Here is a 14,491-nt window from a genome sequence, read left to right as displayed (position 1 = left end):
GACGACTCGCGGGGCGGCCGCGGGTGGACGCCGGTGGCCAGGAACAGCGCCGACACCGCGAAGCTCGCCGCATCCGCCAGCAGCGCGCCGCCGGTACCGACGCCCGCGACGAGCACGCCGCCCAGCGCGAAGCCGGCGACCTGGCCCGCCTGCACCAGCATCATCAGCAAACCCATGCCGGGCACGAAGGTTTCGCCGGGCAGCACCTGCGGCAGCAGCGCCGCGCGCGCGGAGTTCCAGACCGGGTTGACCAGCTGGACGCCGACCAGCAGCGCCGCCACCGACGGCAGCGGGAGGCCGGGCACCGCCATCACGGCCACCGCGACCGCGCGCAGGACGTCCGCCGCGACCATCACCGTCCGCGGCGGGTACCGGTCGGCCAGCCCGGACAGCAGCGGCCCGCCCACGAGGTCCGGCAGGAACGTCAGCGCGTACGTCAGCGCGGCCCAGCCGGGCGAATTCGTGCGGTCGTAGACCAGGATCGACAACGCGACGCGCGCGAGCTGGTCACCGGTGACCGAGACCAGCTGGGCGGAGAACAGCGCCCGGAACTCGGTCACGCCGAGGACGTCCCGGAAGCCGACCGCGCGTGCCGTCATGGACACCCACGGTACCGCCGCGAACGCCCAGCGTGAACGTCCGTTAGGAGGTCATGGTGAGGTTTTCTCAGTAGCGGCTGCGCTCGCGTCTTTAATGAGTCATTCAGGGCGTCGCGGGAAGGCCATGAAAGGGTCGTTCATGTCGTCGGACGAGGTGAACGACTCTTTCATGACATCGCGGACGGGTGGATCGGCCGTGATGCCGCCGATGGGGGCGACCGGTCGCGAGGCGAGGCTTATTCAGCCGTCGCCCACCGCATGGCCCTCGTGTGGACCGGCGGGTGAGTGCGCGGGGCGCGGCGGGCCAACCAGAATAAGCCTCACCCTTCGCCGCACGTGATTTTCGGCTGCGGGTTGTAGTGAACGGTCCGGGTCGACCGGCTGACTTCACGGCCGGTGGCGGCGTCCTTGAGCACGCGGGTGTCGGTCGTCGTGAACCCGGGCGCGCCGTTGGACGCGTGGCAGTTTTCCTTCGGGCCCGGCTTGGCCTGCGGGTCGCTCGGGTTCGAGCGGCCGCCGGGGATCGACTCGACGGTGTAGCGCTTGGTGCCCCACAGCTTCACGGTGATCGACGTCGGCGACCAGATCGCCTGGATCGCGATGCCGGTCGGCGAGTCGTTGGTGAACTTGAGGTCGATCACGCTGGAGCCGTTGGGGTTCTGGAACACCGTCGCCTCGCGCGCGGCGGGGTAGCGGCTGATGTAGTAGCTGTGCTCCTTGTGCCCCGCGTCCTTCATGCCCGCGAAGTAGGACGCGTTGTACAGCGTGGTCGCGAACTGCGAGATGCCGCCGCCGACCTCGCGCCCCGGGGCGCCGTCCTTGATCACGCCCGCCTCGACGTAACCCTGCGCCTTGCCGCGCGGGCCGGTGAACCCGTTGAGGCTGAAGGTTTCCCCCGGCTTGACGATCGCGCCGTTGACCTTCTGCGCGACGACGCGGATGTTGGTGCCGGAGTCGGGGGCGAAGCCGCCGGTGGTGAACTCGCCGACGACCTCCTTCACACCCAGCTGGTTCGCCTGGTCGGTGGTCACCTTCGCCGGCGCGTCCTTGTAGATCGCCGGCACCTCGCGGCCGTCGGTTTTCTTCAGGACGTCGGGCAGCGGCTTGAGGCTCGGATCCCAGTCGATCGTCCGGCCGTCGGTGGAGGGGTCGACCGTGGGCTTGCCGCCCTCGAAGACGATGGTCGCCTCCTTGCCCTCCTTCTCGGTGGACTTCAGCTGCGGCCCGGCGGCTTCGACGATCTTGGCGTTGTCGATCTTCGGGGTCAGCCCGCCGCCCTCGGCCGGCTCGAACGTGAGCGCCGCGGCGATGGCCTCCGGCGCCACGGTGGCGTTCTTGCCTTCGCCCTTGACCACCAGCGGGCCCGAGACGGCGGGGCGCGCGAACTGGTCCAGCGCCGCCTGGACGCCTTCGGGGGTGGTGCGGACCGGCGTGCTCGTCACCGGCAGCGCGAGCGTCTCGCCGCGCGCCCACTTCTCGACGACGGTGGCGCTCGCGGCCGGCACGTCGAGCTTCTGCCCGGGCTTCGGCGGCACGGCGACCGGGTTCGCGCCCTCGAACTTCACGGTGCCTTCGACGGGGTCGCGGTCGACCTGGCCGCGCAGCTGCTCCAGCGCGGTGGTGAGCTTGGCGTCCTCGGCGTGGCTGACGACGCCGACCTCGCGGCTGGAGAACAGCGACGACAGGCGCGTGAACGGGTTCAGCGGCTGCTCGCCGGCCTGGTCGAGGGTCTGCGGCCAGTCGAGCTTCAGCCCGGCGAGGGTCGGCGACAGCGTTCCCTGGACGTCGCCGGCCGTCACGGCCAGCGGACGGGTGAGCCGCGGCTCGATCTGGCCGCGCAGCTCCTGCTCGGCGGCGGCGCGGTCCATCCCGCCGACGTCGACGCCGGCCACGGTCACCCCGCGCGGCACGCTGCCCTGGCTGACCAGCAGGTCGATGCCGTAGACCACGACGAGGAAGCCGAACACCCCGCCCGCGATCCAGCCGGCTTTGCGCAGGTCGCGCCGCTTCGGGGGAGTGGGTTCCGGTTCGGGCCGGACGACCGGCAGGACGTCCGTCTGCTCACCGTGTGACTCGGGCCAGCGCGGTTCGTACGGCAACTCTCACCCCTTCAACGCGGCACCGGATCGCGCCGGTGACGACGTCAGCGTACGGGGCACCCGGACAAGCCGTACGACTCGCCCTAACGGGGGATGAACCGGTCACGGAACGGTTAACCGAGGCAACCTCAACGCGCGTCCGGTTCCGGATTGTGCCCGGCCCGCGCCAGAAAGTCGAAGTCACAGCCCTCGTCCGCCTGCGTGATGTGTTCGCTGTAGAGCGCGCCGTAGCCGCGCTCGAACCGCGGCGCCGGCGGTGTCCACTCCGCACGGCGCCGGTCCAGTTCCTCTTCGGACACCTCCAGGCGCAGGACCCGCGAAGGAACGTCCAGGGTGATCAGGTCGCCGTCGCGGACCAGCGCGAGCGGGCCGCCGACGTGCGACTCCGGGGCGACGTGAAGTACGCAGGCGCCGTAGCTGGTGCCGCTCATCCGCGCGTCCGAAATGCGGACCATGTCCCGCACGCCCTGTGCCAGCAGGTGCGCGGGGATCGGCAGCATCCCGTACTCGGGCATGCCGGGGCCGCCGAGCGGGCCCGAGCCGCGCAGGACGAGCACGGCGTCGGCGGTGATGGACGGGTCGTCGATCCGCTTCTTGAGGTCGGCGTAGTCCTCGAACACCACGGCCGGGCCGGTGTGCGTGAGCAGGTGCGGCTCGGCCGCGATGTGCTTGATGACCGCGCCCGACGGCGCCAGGTTGCCGTGCAGCACCGCGACCCCGCCCTCGGCCGCCACCGGCTTGTCCCGCGGCCGGATGACGTCGTCGTTGTGCACCCGCGCGGTGGCGAGGTTCTCGCCGAGGGTGCGGCCGGTGACCGTGGGGCGTTCGGGGTGCAGCAGGTCGGTCAGCCGCGACAGCAGGCCGGGCAGGCCGCCCGCGTAGTAGAAGTCCTCCATCAGCCAGTCACCGCCGGGCCGGATGTTCGCCAGCACCGGCACGCGCCGGGCGATCGCGTCGAAGTCGGCGAGGCTGACCGGGATCCCGCTGCGGCCGGCCATCGCGATCAGGTGGATCACGGCGTTGGTCGAGCCGCCCAGCGCGAGCACGGTGGTGATCGCGTCGGCGTACGCGCGCTTGTCCAGCACCTGCGTGATCGTCAGGTCTTCCCAGACCATGTCCACGATCCGCGCGCCGCTCGCCGCGGCCATCCGGTGGTGCGCCGAGTCGACGGCGGGGATCGACGCGGCGCCCGGCAGCGTAACGCCGAGCACCTCCGCGGCCGATGTCATCGTCGACGCCGTCCCCATCGTCATGCAGTGGCCCGGCGAGCGCGCGAGCCCTCGCTCCAGTTCGGACATTTCGGCGTCGCCGATCAGCCCGGCGCGCTTGTCGTCCCAGTACTTCCACATGTCCGTGCCGCTGCCGAGGACCTCGTCGCGCCAGTGCCCGCGCAGCATCGGCCCGGCGGGCACGAAGATCGCGGGCAGTCCCGCGCTCGCCGCGCCCATCAGCAGCGCCGGCGTCGTCTTGTCGCAGCCGCCCATCAGGACGGCGCCGTCGATCGGGTAGGACCGCAGGATCTCCTCGGTCTCCATGGCGAGGAGGTTGCGGTAGAGCATCGGCGTCGGCTTCTGGTAGGTCTCCGACAGCGTCGCGACCGGGAACTCCAGCGGGAAGCCGCCGGCCTGCCACACGCCGCGCTTGACCTGCTCGGCGCGTTCGCGCAGGTGCATGTGGCACGGGTTGATGTCGGACCACGTGTTGAGGATGCCGATGACCGGCTTGCCGAGGTGCTCCTCCGGGTTGTAGCCCAGTTGACGGCTGCGGGCGCGGTGGCTGAAGTTGCGCAGTTCGTCGCCGCCGAACCACCGGTGGCTGCGGAGCTCCTCGGGTCGTTTCATGTGATCCAGTATGGCATCTGATATATGATCTCGCGGGCCTGGTTGAATGGGATCCGACACCAGCGAGGGAGTGCGCCATGACCGGGACGTTCAGCTTGCCGGCCTCGCGGACCGAAGTGGTCCTCGAGGAGATCCGGCGCGGCATCCTCACCCGGGAGCTGGTGCCCGGCCAGCCGCTGGTCGAAGCGGAGCTGGCCGCGCGCCTCGGCGTGTCCAAGACGCCGGTCCGCGAGGCGCTCAAGGTGCTCTCCAACTCCGGCCTCGTGACGTTCAGCCCGTACAAGGGCGCGTCCGTGGTCACCGTCGACGCCGAGCTGGCGAAGTCGGTCTACGACGTCCGGACCGTGCTCGAGCCCGAAGCCGTCCGGCGGACCGTGGAGCAGCGCGACCCCGCCCTGCTCGAAGACGCGGCGGAGGCGCTGAAAGAGGCGTCGGCGGCGATCGCGGACAAGGACCAGGCCGCGCTCAGCCTGCTGAACCGCCGGTTCCACCGCGCCCTCTACCGCGGCTGCGGCAACCCGCTCATGGTCAGCATCCTCGACGACCTCAAGGACCGCGCGGCGCTGATCAGCGTCGTCGGCTGGGAAGCCAACCCCAGCTGGAAGAAGGAGTGGAACGAGCACAAAGCGGTGCTCGCGGCGGCCAAGAAGGGCGACGCCGACGGCGCCGCGGCGCTGCTGCGCGAGCACATCGGCGGGTTCCTGGAACGGGTGCTCAAGGCCATCGGATGAAGCTCCTGCTGATCTCCGACACCCACGCCCGCCCGCTGCCCGAGCAGGTGTGGGACGAGGTGGCGGTGGCGGACGTCGTCGTGCACGCCGGCGACTGGGTCGAGATCGGCCTGCTGGACGAGCTGGAAGCGCGCAGCAAGCGGCTGATCGGCGTCTACGGCAACAACGACGGCGCGGACCTGCGGGCGCGGCTGCCGGAGATCGCCCGGGCGGACCTCGGCGGCGTGCGGCTGGCCGTGATCCACGAGACCGGCGCGAAGCAGGGCCGTGAGCAGCGGTGCGCCGCGCTGTTCCCGGACACCGACGTGCTCGTCTTCGGCCACAGCCACATCCCGTGGGACACGGTGGCGCCGTCCGGCCTGCGGCTGCTCAACCCCGGTTCGCCGACCGACCGCCGCCGTCAGCCGACCGGCACGTACCAGACCGCGCGCGTCGAGGGCGGCGCGCTGGTGGACGTCGAGCTGCACCACCTGCCCCCGAGGGGGTAGACAGGTCCCATGGATCCGGCATGGGCCTTGCGGGAGATCGCGTTCCAGCTCGAACGCGCGGGGGAACCGACCTACCGCGTCCGGGCGTTCCGGAACGCGGCCGCGACCGTCGACAAGACCGACGCTTCGCAGCTGGCTTCGATGGCGGAGAACGGCACGCTGACGTCGCTGCCCGGCATCGGGAAGGCGACCGCCGGCGTCATCGAGGACGCGCTGGCCGGGCGTGATCCGGCGTACCGCGCCAAGCTCGTGGAGAAGAAGCTGCCGGACGGCGAGCCGCTGCGCTCGGCGCTGCGCGGGGACTGCCACACCCATTCGGACTGGTCGGACGGCGGCAGCTCGATCGGCGAGATGGCCGTCGCCGGGCGGGACCTCGGGCACGAATGGATGGTGCTGACCGACCACTCGCCGCGGCTGACCGTCGCGAACGGGCTCTCGCCGGACCGGCTGCGGACGCAGATGCAGATCGTCGCGAAGGCCAACGAGCTGATGGCGCCGTTCCGGCTGCTGCACGGCATCGAGGTCGACATCCTCGACGACGGCTCCCTCGACCAGGAGGACGAACTGCTGGGGCAGCTGGACTTCGTCGTCGCGAGCGTGCACTCGAAGCTGAAGATGCCGGCCAGGGACATGACCCGCCGGATGGTCGCGGCGGTCCGGAACCCGCGCACGAGGGTGCTCGGGCACTGCACCGGGCGGCTGGTCGTCGGCCGTGGGCGCCCCGAGTCGGAGTTCGACGCCGAAGCCGTGTTCACCGAGTGCCGGGAGAACGGCGTCGCGGTCGAGATCAACTCCCGGCCGGAGCGGCTCGACCCGCCGATGCGCCTGCTGCGGCTGGCCGCGGAGATCGGCTGCGACTTCACCATCGACAGCGACGCGCACGCGCCGGGCCAGCTCGACTGGCTCGGCTACGGCTGCGAACGCGCGATCAAGGCGGGCATCGGCCCCGAGCGGATCCTCAACACCCGCACGGCCGACGAGCTGGTCAGCCGCTGATCTCGATGACCGGGTGCCGCGCCGGGTCGAGCCAGCGCAGCAGCGCCGTCAGGTCCGCGCCGGGGATCGCGACGCAGCCCGCGGTCGGCTTCCCGCTGGTGACGTGCAGGAAGAACGCCGACCCCGCGCCCGGCACGACCGGCGAGCGGTTGTAGCCGATGACGACGGCGTTGGCGTAGACCGGGCCGGCCTCGCCGAGGTTTTCCCCGGCGGCCTCGTCGAACGGGCACGTGCCGGGCGCGCAGGTGAAGTGCGTGTTGTAGTGCGGGGACTTGACGTCGGACACCCACCAGTCCGAGGTGGTGACTTCGCGGTAGGGCAGCCGGGTTGCGGCCGGTTCGGTGCCGAACGCTTCGGTGAGCGGCCAGACGCCGGCCGGGGTGCGGGCCGTCGCTTCGCTCGCCTGCCCGACGCCGTTCTTCCCGATCTGCGCGGGAACCGGGCCGTACGCCTTCGTCCACTCGCCGCCGGTGCGCTGCCACGCGGTGAGGACGGCGGTGGTCGCCCCCGCCGAGCCGGCCCGGACGGTGATGCGCTGCTCCGGCTCCGGCTGCTCCGGTGAGGCGGCGCCGCTGGTCAGCAGCGCGGCCGCGGCCAGCGTGACACCGAGGGCTTTCCTGCGCATGCCGGAGAGCCTAGCGGTGCCACGCGGGCCGCGCCGGGCTCAGTTGATGGTGTAGGAGTCGCCGTAGACCTTCCACTTCAGCGGCGTGTGCAGGTCGAAGTTGCCCGCGTTGAGGAACACCAGCTGCTCGGTGTCGACGCGGGAGGTGTCGGCGTGCGCCTCTTCCTGCTTCATGATGACCTTGCGGGCGGCGAAGAACGCCTTGAGGTAGGTCGCCTCGTCGCCGCCCTGGGCCGGGGTCTTCGCCTTCTTCATCGCGGCCTTGCGGATGCCGCCGAAGCTGTCGGAGCTGTCGCCGGGGCCGTGCATGACGATCGCGTCGTAGTAGGCGAACTGGCCGAGGTTGCTCAGGCCGTCGGACTTCCCCTGGTTGACCGCGGGGTTGAAGTAGACGCGGTCGCGCTCGTTGTTCTGCGCGGTCTGGAACGCGCTGGTGGCCGCGGCCTGCTTCCACGCGCTCACGAAGGCCGAGCCGAGGCCGGAGTGGGAGTCGGTGCCGTTCACCTTGCGCAGCGCGGGAAGGAACTTGGCGAGGGGGTTGTTGGGCACGGAGTTCGTGTAGGCCTCGACGAGTTCGAGCATGTCGCCGGTGCCGGAGCAGAACCCGATGATGCCCGCGGTGTACCCGCGGCCGTCCCCGATGTCCTCGATGTACTTGTACTGCGCTTTCCAGTCCAGCGAGGAGTTTTCCGCGCTGGAGACCAGCTTCATCGCGATCTCCTTCTTCGCCGGCACCGAGAGGTCGCCGGCGGCCCGGACGCTCGCGCTGACCGCGCCGGGTGCTTCGTTCGCGGCGATCGCGGGACTGGTGATCACGAGGGCGGCGACGGAGGCCGCGCCGAGCGCGCCGACGAGAACCGGCCGCAACTTCTTGCTCATGGGTGGAGACCCTTTCCGCGGGGTGCGCCGTGGAGGACCACGGCGGGTACGGGTGAGGCGGGTGGAGCTGCGGCGTAGCGACACGGTAGCGAAGAGTCAGCGGGGTTCACAAGAGGCGGAATTCGTTCATGTTCGTGAACGGTCCAGACCATCGTGTTTGGTCCGGAAAGGACGGTGCGGCGATGTAGTGAATGACTCATTCATGTCGTCTGGTGACATGAATGAGTCATTCATGTCGTCCGGGCCGGGCGCGAGGGGTCAGCGGCCCCCGGCGAAGAGCCTGATCACGTCCGGGAGCACGCTCACCGGGATCGTCGGGTCGATCGCCCGCTGCACGCCCAGTCCGATGCCGAGGCTGAGCAGCGCCGTCGCCGCGTCGTCGGCCGACATCGGAAGCGTGATCCCGAAGCGCTCGGCGTACCCCGTGAGCAGGCCGGCGATGGTTTCGCGGATCGCCTTGTCGCGCGCCGCCAGTTCGGCGCGCACGTGCGGGTCGCGGCGGGCGTTGGTGGCGAACTCGACCTCCAGCGCGGTCCACGCCTCGTCGCCGATGCTGCGCTCGGCCCACGCCTGGAACGCCGTGAGCAGCCCGTCCATCCCGTCCGCGCCGGACAGTGCCTCGGCGACCAGCGCGACCTGCTCGTCGTGGATCCGGTCGAGGACCGCGAGGCACAGCTCGTCCTTGCTGCGGAAGTTCGAGTACACCGCGCCCTTCGAGTAGCCGGCCTCGTCCGCGACCTTCTCCAGCGACGTCACCGAGTAGCCGTCGCGCAGGAAGAGCTGCTTGGCGGTGTCGATCAGCTGCTGCCGGGTGCGCGCCTGGCTTTCCGCGCGGGTGAGTCGGGCCATGGGTGCACTCTAGCCACGTCCGGAATCGGGGTACCGCTAGTATCGAGATACTGTTAGTCTCCGAAAATGGACCAACGCCACTTCGAAGTCCTCGTCGTCGGAGCCGGGGCCTCGGGGCTGGGTGCCGCGATCCGCCTCGGCCAGGCCGGGGTCACCGACCTCGCCGTGCTGGAGAAGGCGGACGCGCTCGGCGGCACCTGGCGCGACAACACCTACCCGGGCTGCGCTTGCGACGTCCCGTCCGCGCTGTACTCGTACTCCTTCGCGCCGAACCCGGAGTGGACGCGCGCGTTCGCCGGGCAGCCCGAGATCCGGGCGTACCTGCGCGAGACGGCCGAGCGGTTCGGCGTCACGGACAAGATCCGGTACGGCGTCGAGGTCACGCGCTCGCAGTGGAACCCGCGGGAATCGTTGTGGGAACTGGAGACCACGGCCGGGCCGTACACCGCGCGGATCCTGGTCGCCGGCACCGGGCCGTGGCACGAGCCGAAGATCCCGGACCTGCCCGGGCTGGCCGACTTCCCCGGCGAGGTCTTCCACTCCGCGCGCTGGAACCACGGCTACGACCTCGCGGGCAAGCGCGTGGCGGTGATCGGCACCGGCGCGTCCGCGGTGCAGTTCGTGCCCGAGATCGTGCCGCGGGTGGCGGAACTGCACCTGTTCCAGCGCACCGCGCAGTGGGTGCTGCCGAAGCCGGACCACTACGTCCCCGGCGTGGAACGGTTCCTGCTGCGGCGGTTCCCGGTGCTGCAACGGGCGTTGCGCGGCGCCGAATACGGCGCGATGGAGACGCTCGGGTTCGGCTTCCGGCACCCGTGGCTGCTGCGGCAGGTGCAGAAGATCGGGCTCGCGCACCTGCGGCTGACCGTGCGGGATCCGGTGCTGCGCAAGGCGTTGACGCCGGACTACACGCTGGGGTGCAAGCGGCTCCTGATGTCCAACACGTACTACCGCTCGCTCACCGAGTCCCATGTGGACGTTCACCCGACGGGTGTTTCGGCCGTGCGGGACGGCCGCGTGCTCGGTGCCGACGGCTCGTCGGCGGAGGTCGACGCGATCATCTTCGGCACCGGCTTCCACATCCTCGACATGCCGGTGTCGGCGCGCGTGTTCGACGGCGACGGCCGCAGCCTCGACGACCACTGGAAGGGCAGCCCGAAGGCGTACCTCGGGACGACGGTCGCCGGCTTCCCCAACCTCTACCTGCTGCTCGGCCCGAGCCTCGGCACCGGGCACTCGTCGGCGTTCATGATCATGGAAGCCCAGCTGCGGCACACGGTGGCTGCGGTGACCAGGACGCTGCGCTCGGGGTGGGCGTCGGTGTCGGTGCGCCCGGACGTCCAGGAAGCGTTCAACGCGGACGTCCAGGCGGCGCTGCCGGGGACGGTCTACCAGTCCGGCGGGTGTTCGAGCTACTACACGGACGTCAACGGGCGCAACAGTTTCAGCTGGCCGTTCTCGACCGGGCGGCTGCGCTCGCAGGTGGGTTCGTTCGACGAAGCGGACTACGAAATCCGGAGGGCCCATGCGGTTCGGTAACGGCTACCCGGCGATCGACCCGCGCGGCGCGGTCGTCGCGATCACCGGCGGGGCAAGGGGAATCGGCCGCGCGACGGCGGCGGAGTTCGCCGCGCGCGGGGCCACGGTGTGCGTCGGCGACCTGGACACCGTGCCGATCCCGGACGCGCACAGCTTCCCGCTGGACGTGACCGTCCGCGACTCCTTCGACGCGTTCACCGCCGGGGTGACCGCGCGGTTCGGGCGGATCGACGTGCTGGTCAACAACGCCGGTGTGATGCCGCTCGGCGACTTCCTCGAGGAACCGGACGACGTCGGCCGGACCACTTTGGACGTCAACGTGCGCGGGCTGGTGCACGGCCTGCGGTCGGTGCTGCCGGGGATGATCGCGCGCGGGCGGGGGCACGTGGTGAACGTGGCGTCGATGGCGGGGAAGATCCCGCTGCCGGGCATGGCGGTGTACAACGCGAGCAAGTTCGCGGCGGTCGGCCTGACGGCGGCGGTCCGCCGCGAGTACGCGGCGACGGGCGTGAGCGTCAGCGCGGTGCTGCCCGGCGCGGTCCGGACCGAGCTGTCCTCGGGCGTGCGGCTCGGCGGCGCACTGCCCACAGTGGACCCGGAGGACGTGGCGAAGGCGATCGCGGGCACGTTGCGGACTCGACGCGCGGAGACGGCGGTGCCGAGGTGGCTGGCGGGCTGGGACCTGCTGGCGGCGCTCACCCCGGAACCGGTGATGTCGTGGGCCCGCGGCTTGATCGGCGACGACCGAGCACTGACCGAGCTGGACCCAGCGGGCCGGGCGGCTTACGTGGGACGGGTGGCGGCGCAGGTCAAGTCGCACGGCGCGCCCACCCGGTAGCGCGGGTCGCCTCGCCTCAGTCCCACTCCCAGACCATCCCGTACACCCCCGGCTCGGCGTCCAGCACCGCGATGTGGCTGGTCAAGCTCGGCCCCACCGGCAGCTCCCGCGACCGCTCCCCGCCGGTCGAACCCTCGCGCGGACGGTGGTAGCGGTAGCACCGCACCGGCACCGCCGCGGCATCGAAACACGCCTGCAGCACGATCTGCCGGGCCGGAGCCCGGACCCCGAACTGCAGGTAGCTCGTCTCCGGCGGCGCCCCTTCGTACCCGAACTCGAAGTCGAACACGTACGTCTCGCCCGCGCGCAGCGGGTAGTCGAAGCGCAGCTCCACGGCCATCAGCTCGGACGCCGGGTCGCGGCGGACGCGGCCGGGGCGGCAGCAGTTCGTCGCGCGCAGGACCGGCTGGTGGCCGCCGCCCGTCTGGGGGCGGAAGAACGAGACCCAGCGGTCGACGCCGTCCTCGCGGCTGGTCACCACCAGTTCCGAGCGGACCGAGCGCTCGGTGCGGTCCGGGCCGAGCGTCGCGCGCTGGTGGACCGAGGCCAGGGTCAGGCGGGCGTTGCCGTCGAGGTCGATGCCGTCGCACGAGGCCAGCTCCGTCGGCTCCGACCCCAGCGCGCTGGCCAGGCTGACGCCGCCGGGCCACGGCGAGCGGGGGCGCGCCACCAACGTCGTCAACGCGTCCGCGGGCAGGCCCAGGCAGCCTTCCGCGACGCCGACCGCGTGCAGCGAGCGGTGCCCTTCCGGGTGACGGCGGCCGCGGCGCCAGTAGCTCAGCGTCGCCAGGCTGACTTGGGCGCCGTGCGTTGCCATGCGGCGCTGCAGGGCTTCCAGGCTCAGGCCGCGGTGCCGGATCGCCGCGTCGAACGCCACGGCGAACGGTCCTTCCCGGACCGCGGTGGCGACCTCGGACGGCAGCGTTCCCATCGGGTAAGCATGAATTCTCGCGGAACAGCGCGCAACGAGGCCTGCCACCAAAGTAGGTGACAGGCCTCGCCGGGGGATCAACCGACCGTGAGCGCGGCGTCGTCCACGGCGAACGACGTCTGCAGCGACTGGTCCTCGGTCCCGGCGAACTTCAGCGTCACCGTGTGCCCGGCGAACGACGACACGTCGAGCGTCTTCTGGACGTACGCCGAGTTCCGGTCGAGGTTCGAATACGTCGCCAGTGTGGTCGAGCCGAGGGACACGACGAGCTTGTCGTAGGCGACGTTCTCCGTCTCACCGGTCCACACGCGCAGCCAGAACGTCAAGCTCGCGTGGCAGTTCGCGGGGATCGTCACCGACTGCGAAACCGTGTCGGTGTGCGCCGAACCCCAGCCGCCCAGCCACGAGTCGTAGCTGCCCGAGCGCGCCGGCGCCTGGCTGCCCCACTGGCCGATGGTCGTGTTCGGGTCGGTCCACGACGCCTGACCCGACTCGAAGCCCGGGTTCTGCACCTGCTGCCCGCCGCACCCACCTGGGGGAGGCGTGGTCGTCGGGGGCGTGGTGGTGGTCGTCGGCGGGGTGTCCGTGCACGTCGGGTCGCCCGACTGCGCCGGCACGCTCACCGCGTTCCACGCCGCCTTCACGGTGTTGAACTCGGTGCAGCTGCCCGGGTACAGGTTCTTCGCGGCCTGCAGCGTCCACGTGCGGTAGCGCAGGTAGCTGCTGCCGGACGTCTTCAACTGGACGGCGCCGTGCATGATGTTGATCGCCTTGCGGATGCCGAGGCCGGTGATCGTCGTGTTGTTGCACGTGGAGCTGGTGGGCTGCCCGTTGGTCGGGTTGCTGCCCTCGGCGAGCAGGTAGAACCAGTGGTCGCCGGGCCCGGCCGCCTTGTGCACCTCCGCGTTCGGCGTCGAGCTGGAGTAGCAGTTCGGGTCGCCGACCTTCGACGGGTCGTACATGTAGCGGATCGCGCCGGTGCCGACCAGGTTGACCTCTTCGCCGATCGCGTAGTCCGGCGGGTCGTACTGCGACGGCTCGTTCGCGTAGAACTCCGTCGCGGTGCCGAAGGTGTCGGCGATGAACTCCTGCGTGCCGCCGCCGGAAAAGCCGCCGGAACCGGAGTAGTCGTCAATGCCGTGGCCCATTTCGTGGCCCAGGATGTCCAGCGAGCCGACCCATTCGCCGCTCGGGTTGTGCCCGAGGTTCACGTACGCCGGGCGCGAGTTGTAGTAGTACGCGTTTTCGTCGTCGAGGCCGACGCGGATCTTCCACGCGCCGCCGTTGCCGGTGAAGCCGTCGCGGCCCACCCATTCCGAAAGCATCTTCTTTTCGGTCTGCGCGACGAACAGCGCGTCCGCGCAGCCGGTTTCGATGTTCGTGCCGGAACCGTTGCCCCAGCTGTCGTCGGGCCCGGTCAGGACGGAATCGGTGTTGTAGTTGCGGCAGTCCAGGTTGGCCGTGTTCGGGTCGGCCATCGAGTACGTGCTGCCCGACTGCGTCGTGTTCAGCGCCAGCGGCGACGGGCCGTTCCACTTGCCGGTGCCGGTGCCCGCGGCGACGTGCTGCACGGTCCGCAGGACGCGGCCGTCCACGGCGTCGACGTAGACGCTGAGGCTGCTCGGCTCGCCGTGCTCGTCGGTGCCTTCGACGTTGCTTTCGTAGGCCAGCCGCCCGGCGCCGTCGGCGACGACGACGAGCTTCCCGCCGGGCAGGCTCTTCGGCCCGCGGACCTGCTTGCGCGCGACGGCCTCGGCTTGCTGCGCGGACAGCTTGGCGCCGTGGACGTCGAGGTCGCCGAGGGGTTGCTGCTGCGCGACGGACGTGGTCTTCACCGTCCCGGCCGCGTCGGTGGCGATGACCAGGTCGCCGCCGACCACGGGCAGGCCGTCGTAGGTGCGGTCGTAGACGACGTACGACAGCCCGCCGGCGGACCGCACGTCCCGCTGGACGAACTTGTCGTGCGACCCGGTGAACAACGCGGCCGGGCGGGCCGCGACCAGGCTCGCGGCGGCGCCGGTGGCGTTGGCCCGCGCCTGCGCGGTGGAGGGCGGCGGTTCGGGCGTGGGCTGGGCG

The 14,491-nt window shown here is 71.1% G+C and carries 13 protein-coding genes; 5 read left to right on the top strand and 8 right to left on the bottom strand.

The window, feature by feature from the left end; all coding sequences use genetic code 11:
* From G3I65_RS34795 to araD, 3 genes are all read right to left on the bottom strand, one after another.
* The coding region (locus G3I65_RS34795; RefSeq protein WP_160699860.1) for an MFS transporter at positions 1-599 on the bottom strand (599 nt) is incomplete at its 3' end.
* A 320-nt stretch (positions 600-919) separates the two neighbouring features.
* The gene (locus G3I65_RS34790) at positions 920-2,698 is read right to left on the bottom strand and encodes a VanW family protein (protein ID WP_160699859.1); all 1,779 of its coding nucleotides are present in this window, start codon (positions 2,696-2,698) and stop codon (positions 920-922) included.
* Between the two features lie 128 nt (positions 2,699-2,826).
* On the bottom strand, positions 2,827-4,539 hold the full coding sequence (gene araD, locus G3I65_RS34785; protein WP_160699858.1) for an L-arabinonate dehydratase: 1,713 nt from the start codon (positions 4,537-4,539) through the stop codon (positions 2,827-2,829).
* A gap of 77 nt (positions 4,540-4,616) precedes the next feature.
* Here araD and G3I65_RS34780 point away from each other — a divergent pair, with 77 nt between their 5' ends.
* Genes G3I65_RS34780 through G3I65_RS34770 form a run of 3 tightly spaced genes read left to right on the top strand, consistent with a single transcriptional unit; the run spans position 4,617 to position 6,754 of the window.
* Positions 4,617-5,270: a GntR family transcriptional regulator gene (locus tag G3I65_RS34780; RefSeq protein WP_160699857.1), complete on the top strand. Its 654-nt coding sequence runs from the start codon at positions 4,617-4,619 to the stop codon at positions 5,268-5,270.
* Complete coding sequence (locus G3I65_RS34775) at positions 5,267-5,758, top strand: metallophosphoesterase (RefSeq protein ID WP_160699856.1); 492 nt, start codon at positions 5,267-5,269, stop codon at positions 5,756-5,758. The genes G3I65_RS34780 and G3I65_RS34775 overlap by 4 nt, the downstream gene beginning before the upstream one ends.
* A gap of 9 nt (positions 5,759-5,767) precedes the next feature.
* On the top strand, positions 5,768-6,754 hold the full coding sequence (locus tag G3I65_RS34770; protein ID WP_160699855.1) for a PHP domain-containing protein: 987 nt from the start codon (positions 5,768-5,770) through the stop codon (positions 6,752-6,754).
* Here the strand turns inward: G3I65_RS34770 and G3I65_RS34765 are convergent.
* The 3 genes from G3I65_RS34765 to G3I65_RS34755 all read right to left on the bottom strand — a co-directional run bounded on the left by G3I65_RS34765 (position 6,744) and on the right by G3I65_RS34755 (position 9,107).
* A complete protein-coding gene (locus G3I65_RS34765) occupies positions 6,744-7,379 on the bottom strand; it encodes a L,D-transpeptidase (RefSeq protein WP_203612601.1) in 636 nt (211 codons plus the stop codon). The two genes, G3I65_RS34770 and G3I65_RS34765, sit on opposite strands and share 11 nt — an antisense overlap.
* 39 nt (positions 7,380-7,418) lie before the next feature.
* On the bottom strand, positions 7,419-8,258 hold the full coding sequence (locus tag G3I65_RS34760; RefSeq protein ID WP_160699854.1) for a chitosanase: 840 nt from the start codon (positions 8,256-8,258) through the stop codon (positions 7,419-7,421).
* Positions 8,259-8,516: 258 nt separating this feature from the next.
* A complete protein-coding gene (locus G3I65_RS34755) occupies positions 8,517-9,107 on the bottom strand; it encodes a TetR/AcrR family transcriptional regulator (protein ID WP_160699853.1) in 591 nt (196 codons plus the stop codon).
* A gap of 66 nt (positions 9,108-9,173) precedes the next feature.
* Between G3I65_RS34755 and G3I65_RS34750 the strand changes: the two genes are divergently transcribed.
* Positions 9,174-10,646 (top strand): NAD(P)/FAD-dependent oxidoreductase, encoded by a 1,473-nt coding sequence (locus tag G3I65_RS34750; RefSeq protein WP_160699852.1) that lies wholly within the window; start codon positions 9,174-9,176, stop codon positions 10,644-10,646.
* Positions 10,633-11,484, top strand: coding sequence for an SDR family oxidoreductase (locus G3I65_RS34745; protein ID WP_160699851.1), 852 nt, complete (start codon positions 10,633-10,635; stop codon positions 11,482-11,484). The genes G3I65_RS34750 and G3I65_RS34745 overlap by 14 nt, the downstream gene beginning before the upstream one ends.
* 16 nt (positions 11,485-11,500) lie before the next feature.
* Here G3I65_RS34745 and G3I65_RS34740 read toward each other — a convergent pair whose 3' ends face one another.
* Complete coding sequence (locus tag G3I65_RS34740; protein WP_160699850.1) at positions 11,501-12,415, bottom strand: hypothetical protein; 915 nt, start codon at positions 12,413-12,415, stop codon at positions 11,501-11,503.
* Positions 12,416-12,492: 77 nt separating this feature from the next.
* The coding region (locus G3I65_RS34735) for a M4 family metallopeptidase (protein WP_160699849.1) at positions 12,493-14,491 on the bottom strand (1,999 nt) is incomplete at its 5' end.

This window comes from Amycolatopsis sp. SID8362, assembly GCF_010550475.1.
GTDB lineage: Bacteria > Actinomycetota > Actinomycetes > Mycobacteriales > Pseudonocardiaceae > Amycolatopsis > Amycolatopsis eburnea.
This window is presented reverse-complemented; position numbering and strand designations above follow the sequence as displayed.

Excerpts from the sequence above, each read along its gene's own strand:
- araD (WP_160699858.1), bottom strand. The coding sequence starts at position 4,539 with ATGAAACGACCCGAGGAGCTCCGCAGCCACCGGTGGTTCGGCGGCGAC.
- G3I65_RS34780 (WP_160699857.1), top strand. The coding sequence starts at position 4,617 with ATGACCGGGACGTTCAGCTTGCCGGCCTCGCGGACCGAAGTGGTCCTC.
- G3I65_RS34775 (WP_160699856.1), top strand. The coding sequence starts at position 5,267 with ATGAAGCTCCTGCTGATCTCCGACACCCACGCCCGCCCGCTGCCCGAG.
- G3I65_RS34770 (WP_160699855.1), top strand. The coding sequence starts at position 5,768 with ATGGATCCGGCATGGGCCTTGCGGGAGATCGCGTTCCAGCTCGAACGC.
- G3I65_RS34765 (WP_203612601.1), bottom strand. The coding sequence starts at position 7,379 with ATGCGCAGGAAAGCCCTCGGTGTCACGCTGGCCGCGGCCGCGCTGCTG.
- G3I65_RS34760 (WP_160699854.1), bottom strand. The coding sequence starts at position 8,258 with ATGAGCAAGAAGTTGCGGCCGGTTCTCGTCGGCGCGCTCGGCGCGGCC.
- G3I65_RS34755 (WP_160699853.1), bottom strand. The coding sequence starts at position 9,107 with ATGGCCCGACTCACCCGCGCGGAAAGCCAGGCGCGCACCCGGCAGCAG.
- G3I65_RS34750 (WP_160699852.1), top strand. The coding sequence starts at position 9,174 with ATGGACCAACGCCACTTCGAAGTCCTCGTCGTCGGAGCCGGGGCCTCG.
- G3I65_RS34745 (WP_160699851.1), top strand. The coding sequence starts at position 10,633 with ATGCGGTTCGGTAACGGCTACCCGGCGATCGACCCGCGCGGCGCGGTC.
- G3I65_RS34740 (WP_160699850.1), bottom strand. The coding sequence starts at position 12,415 with ATGGGAACGCTGCCGTCCGAGGTCGCCACCGCGGTCCGGGAAGGACCG.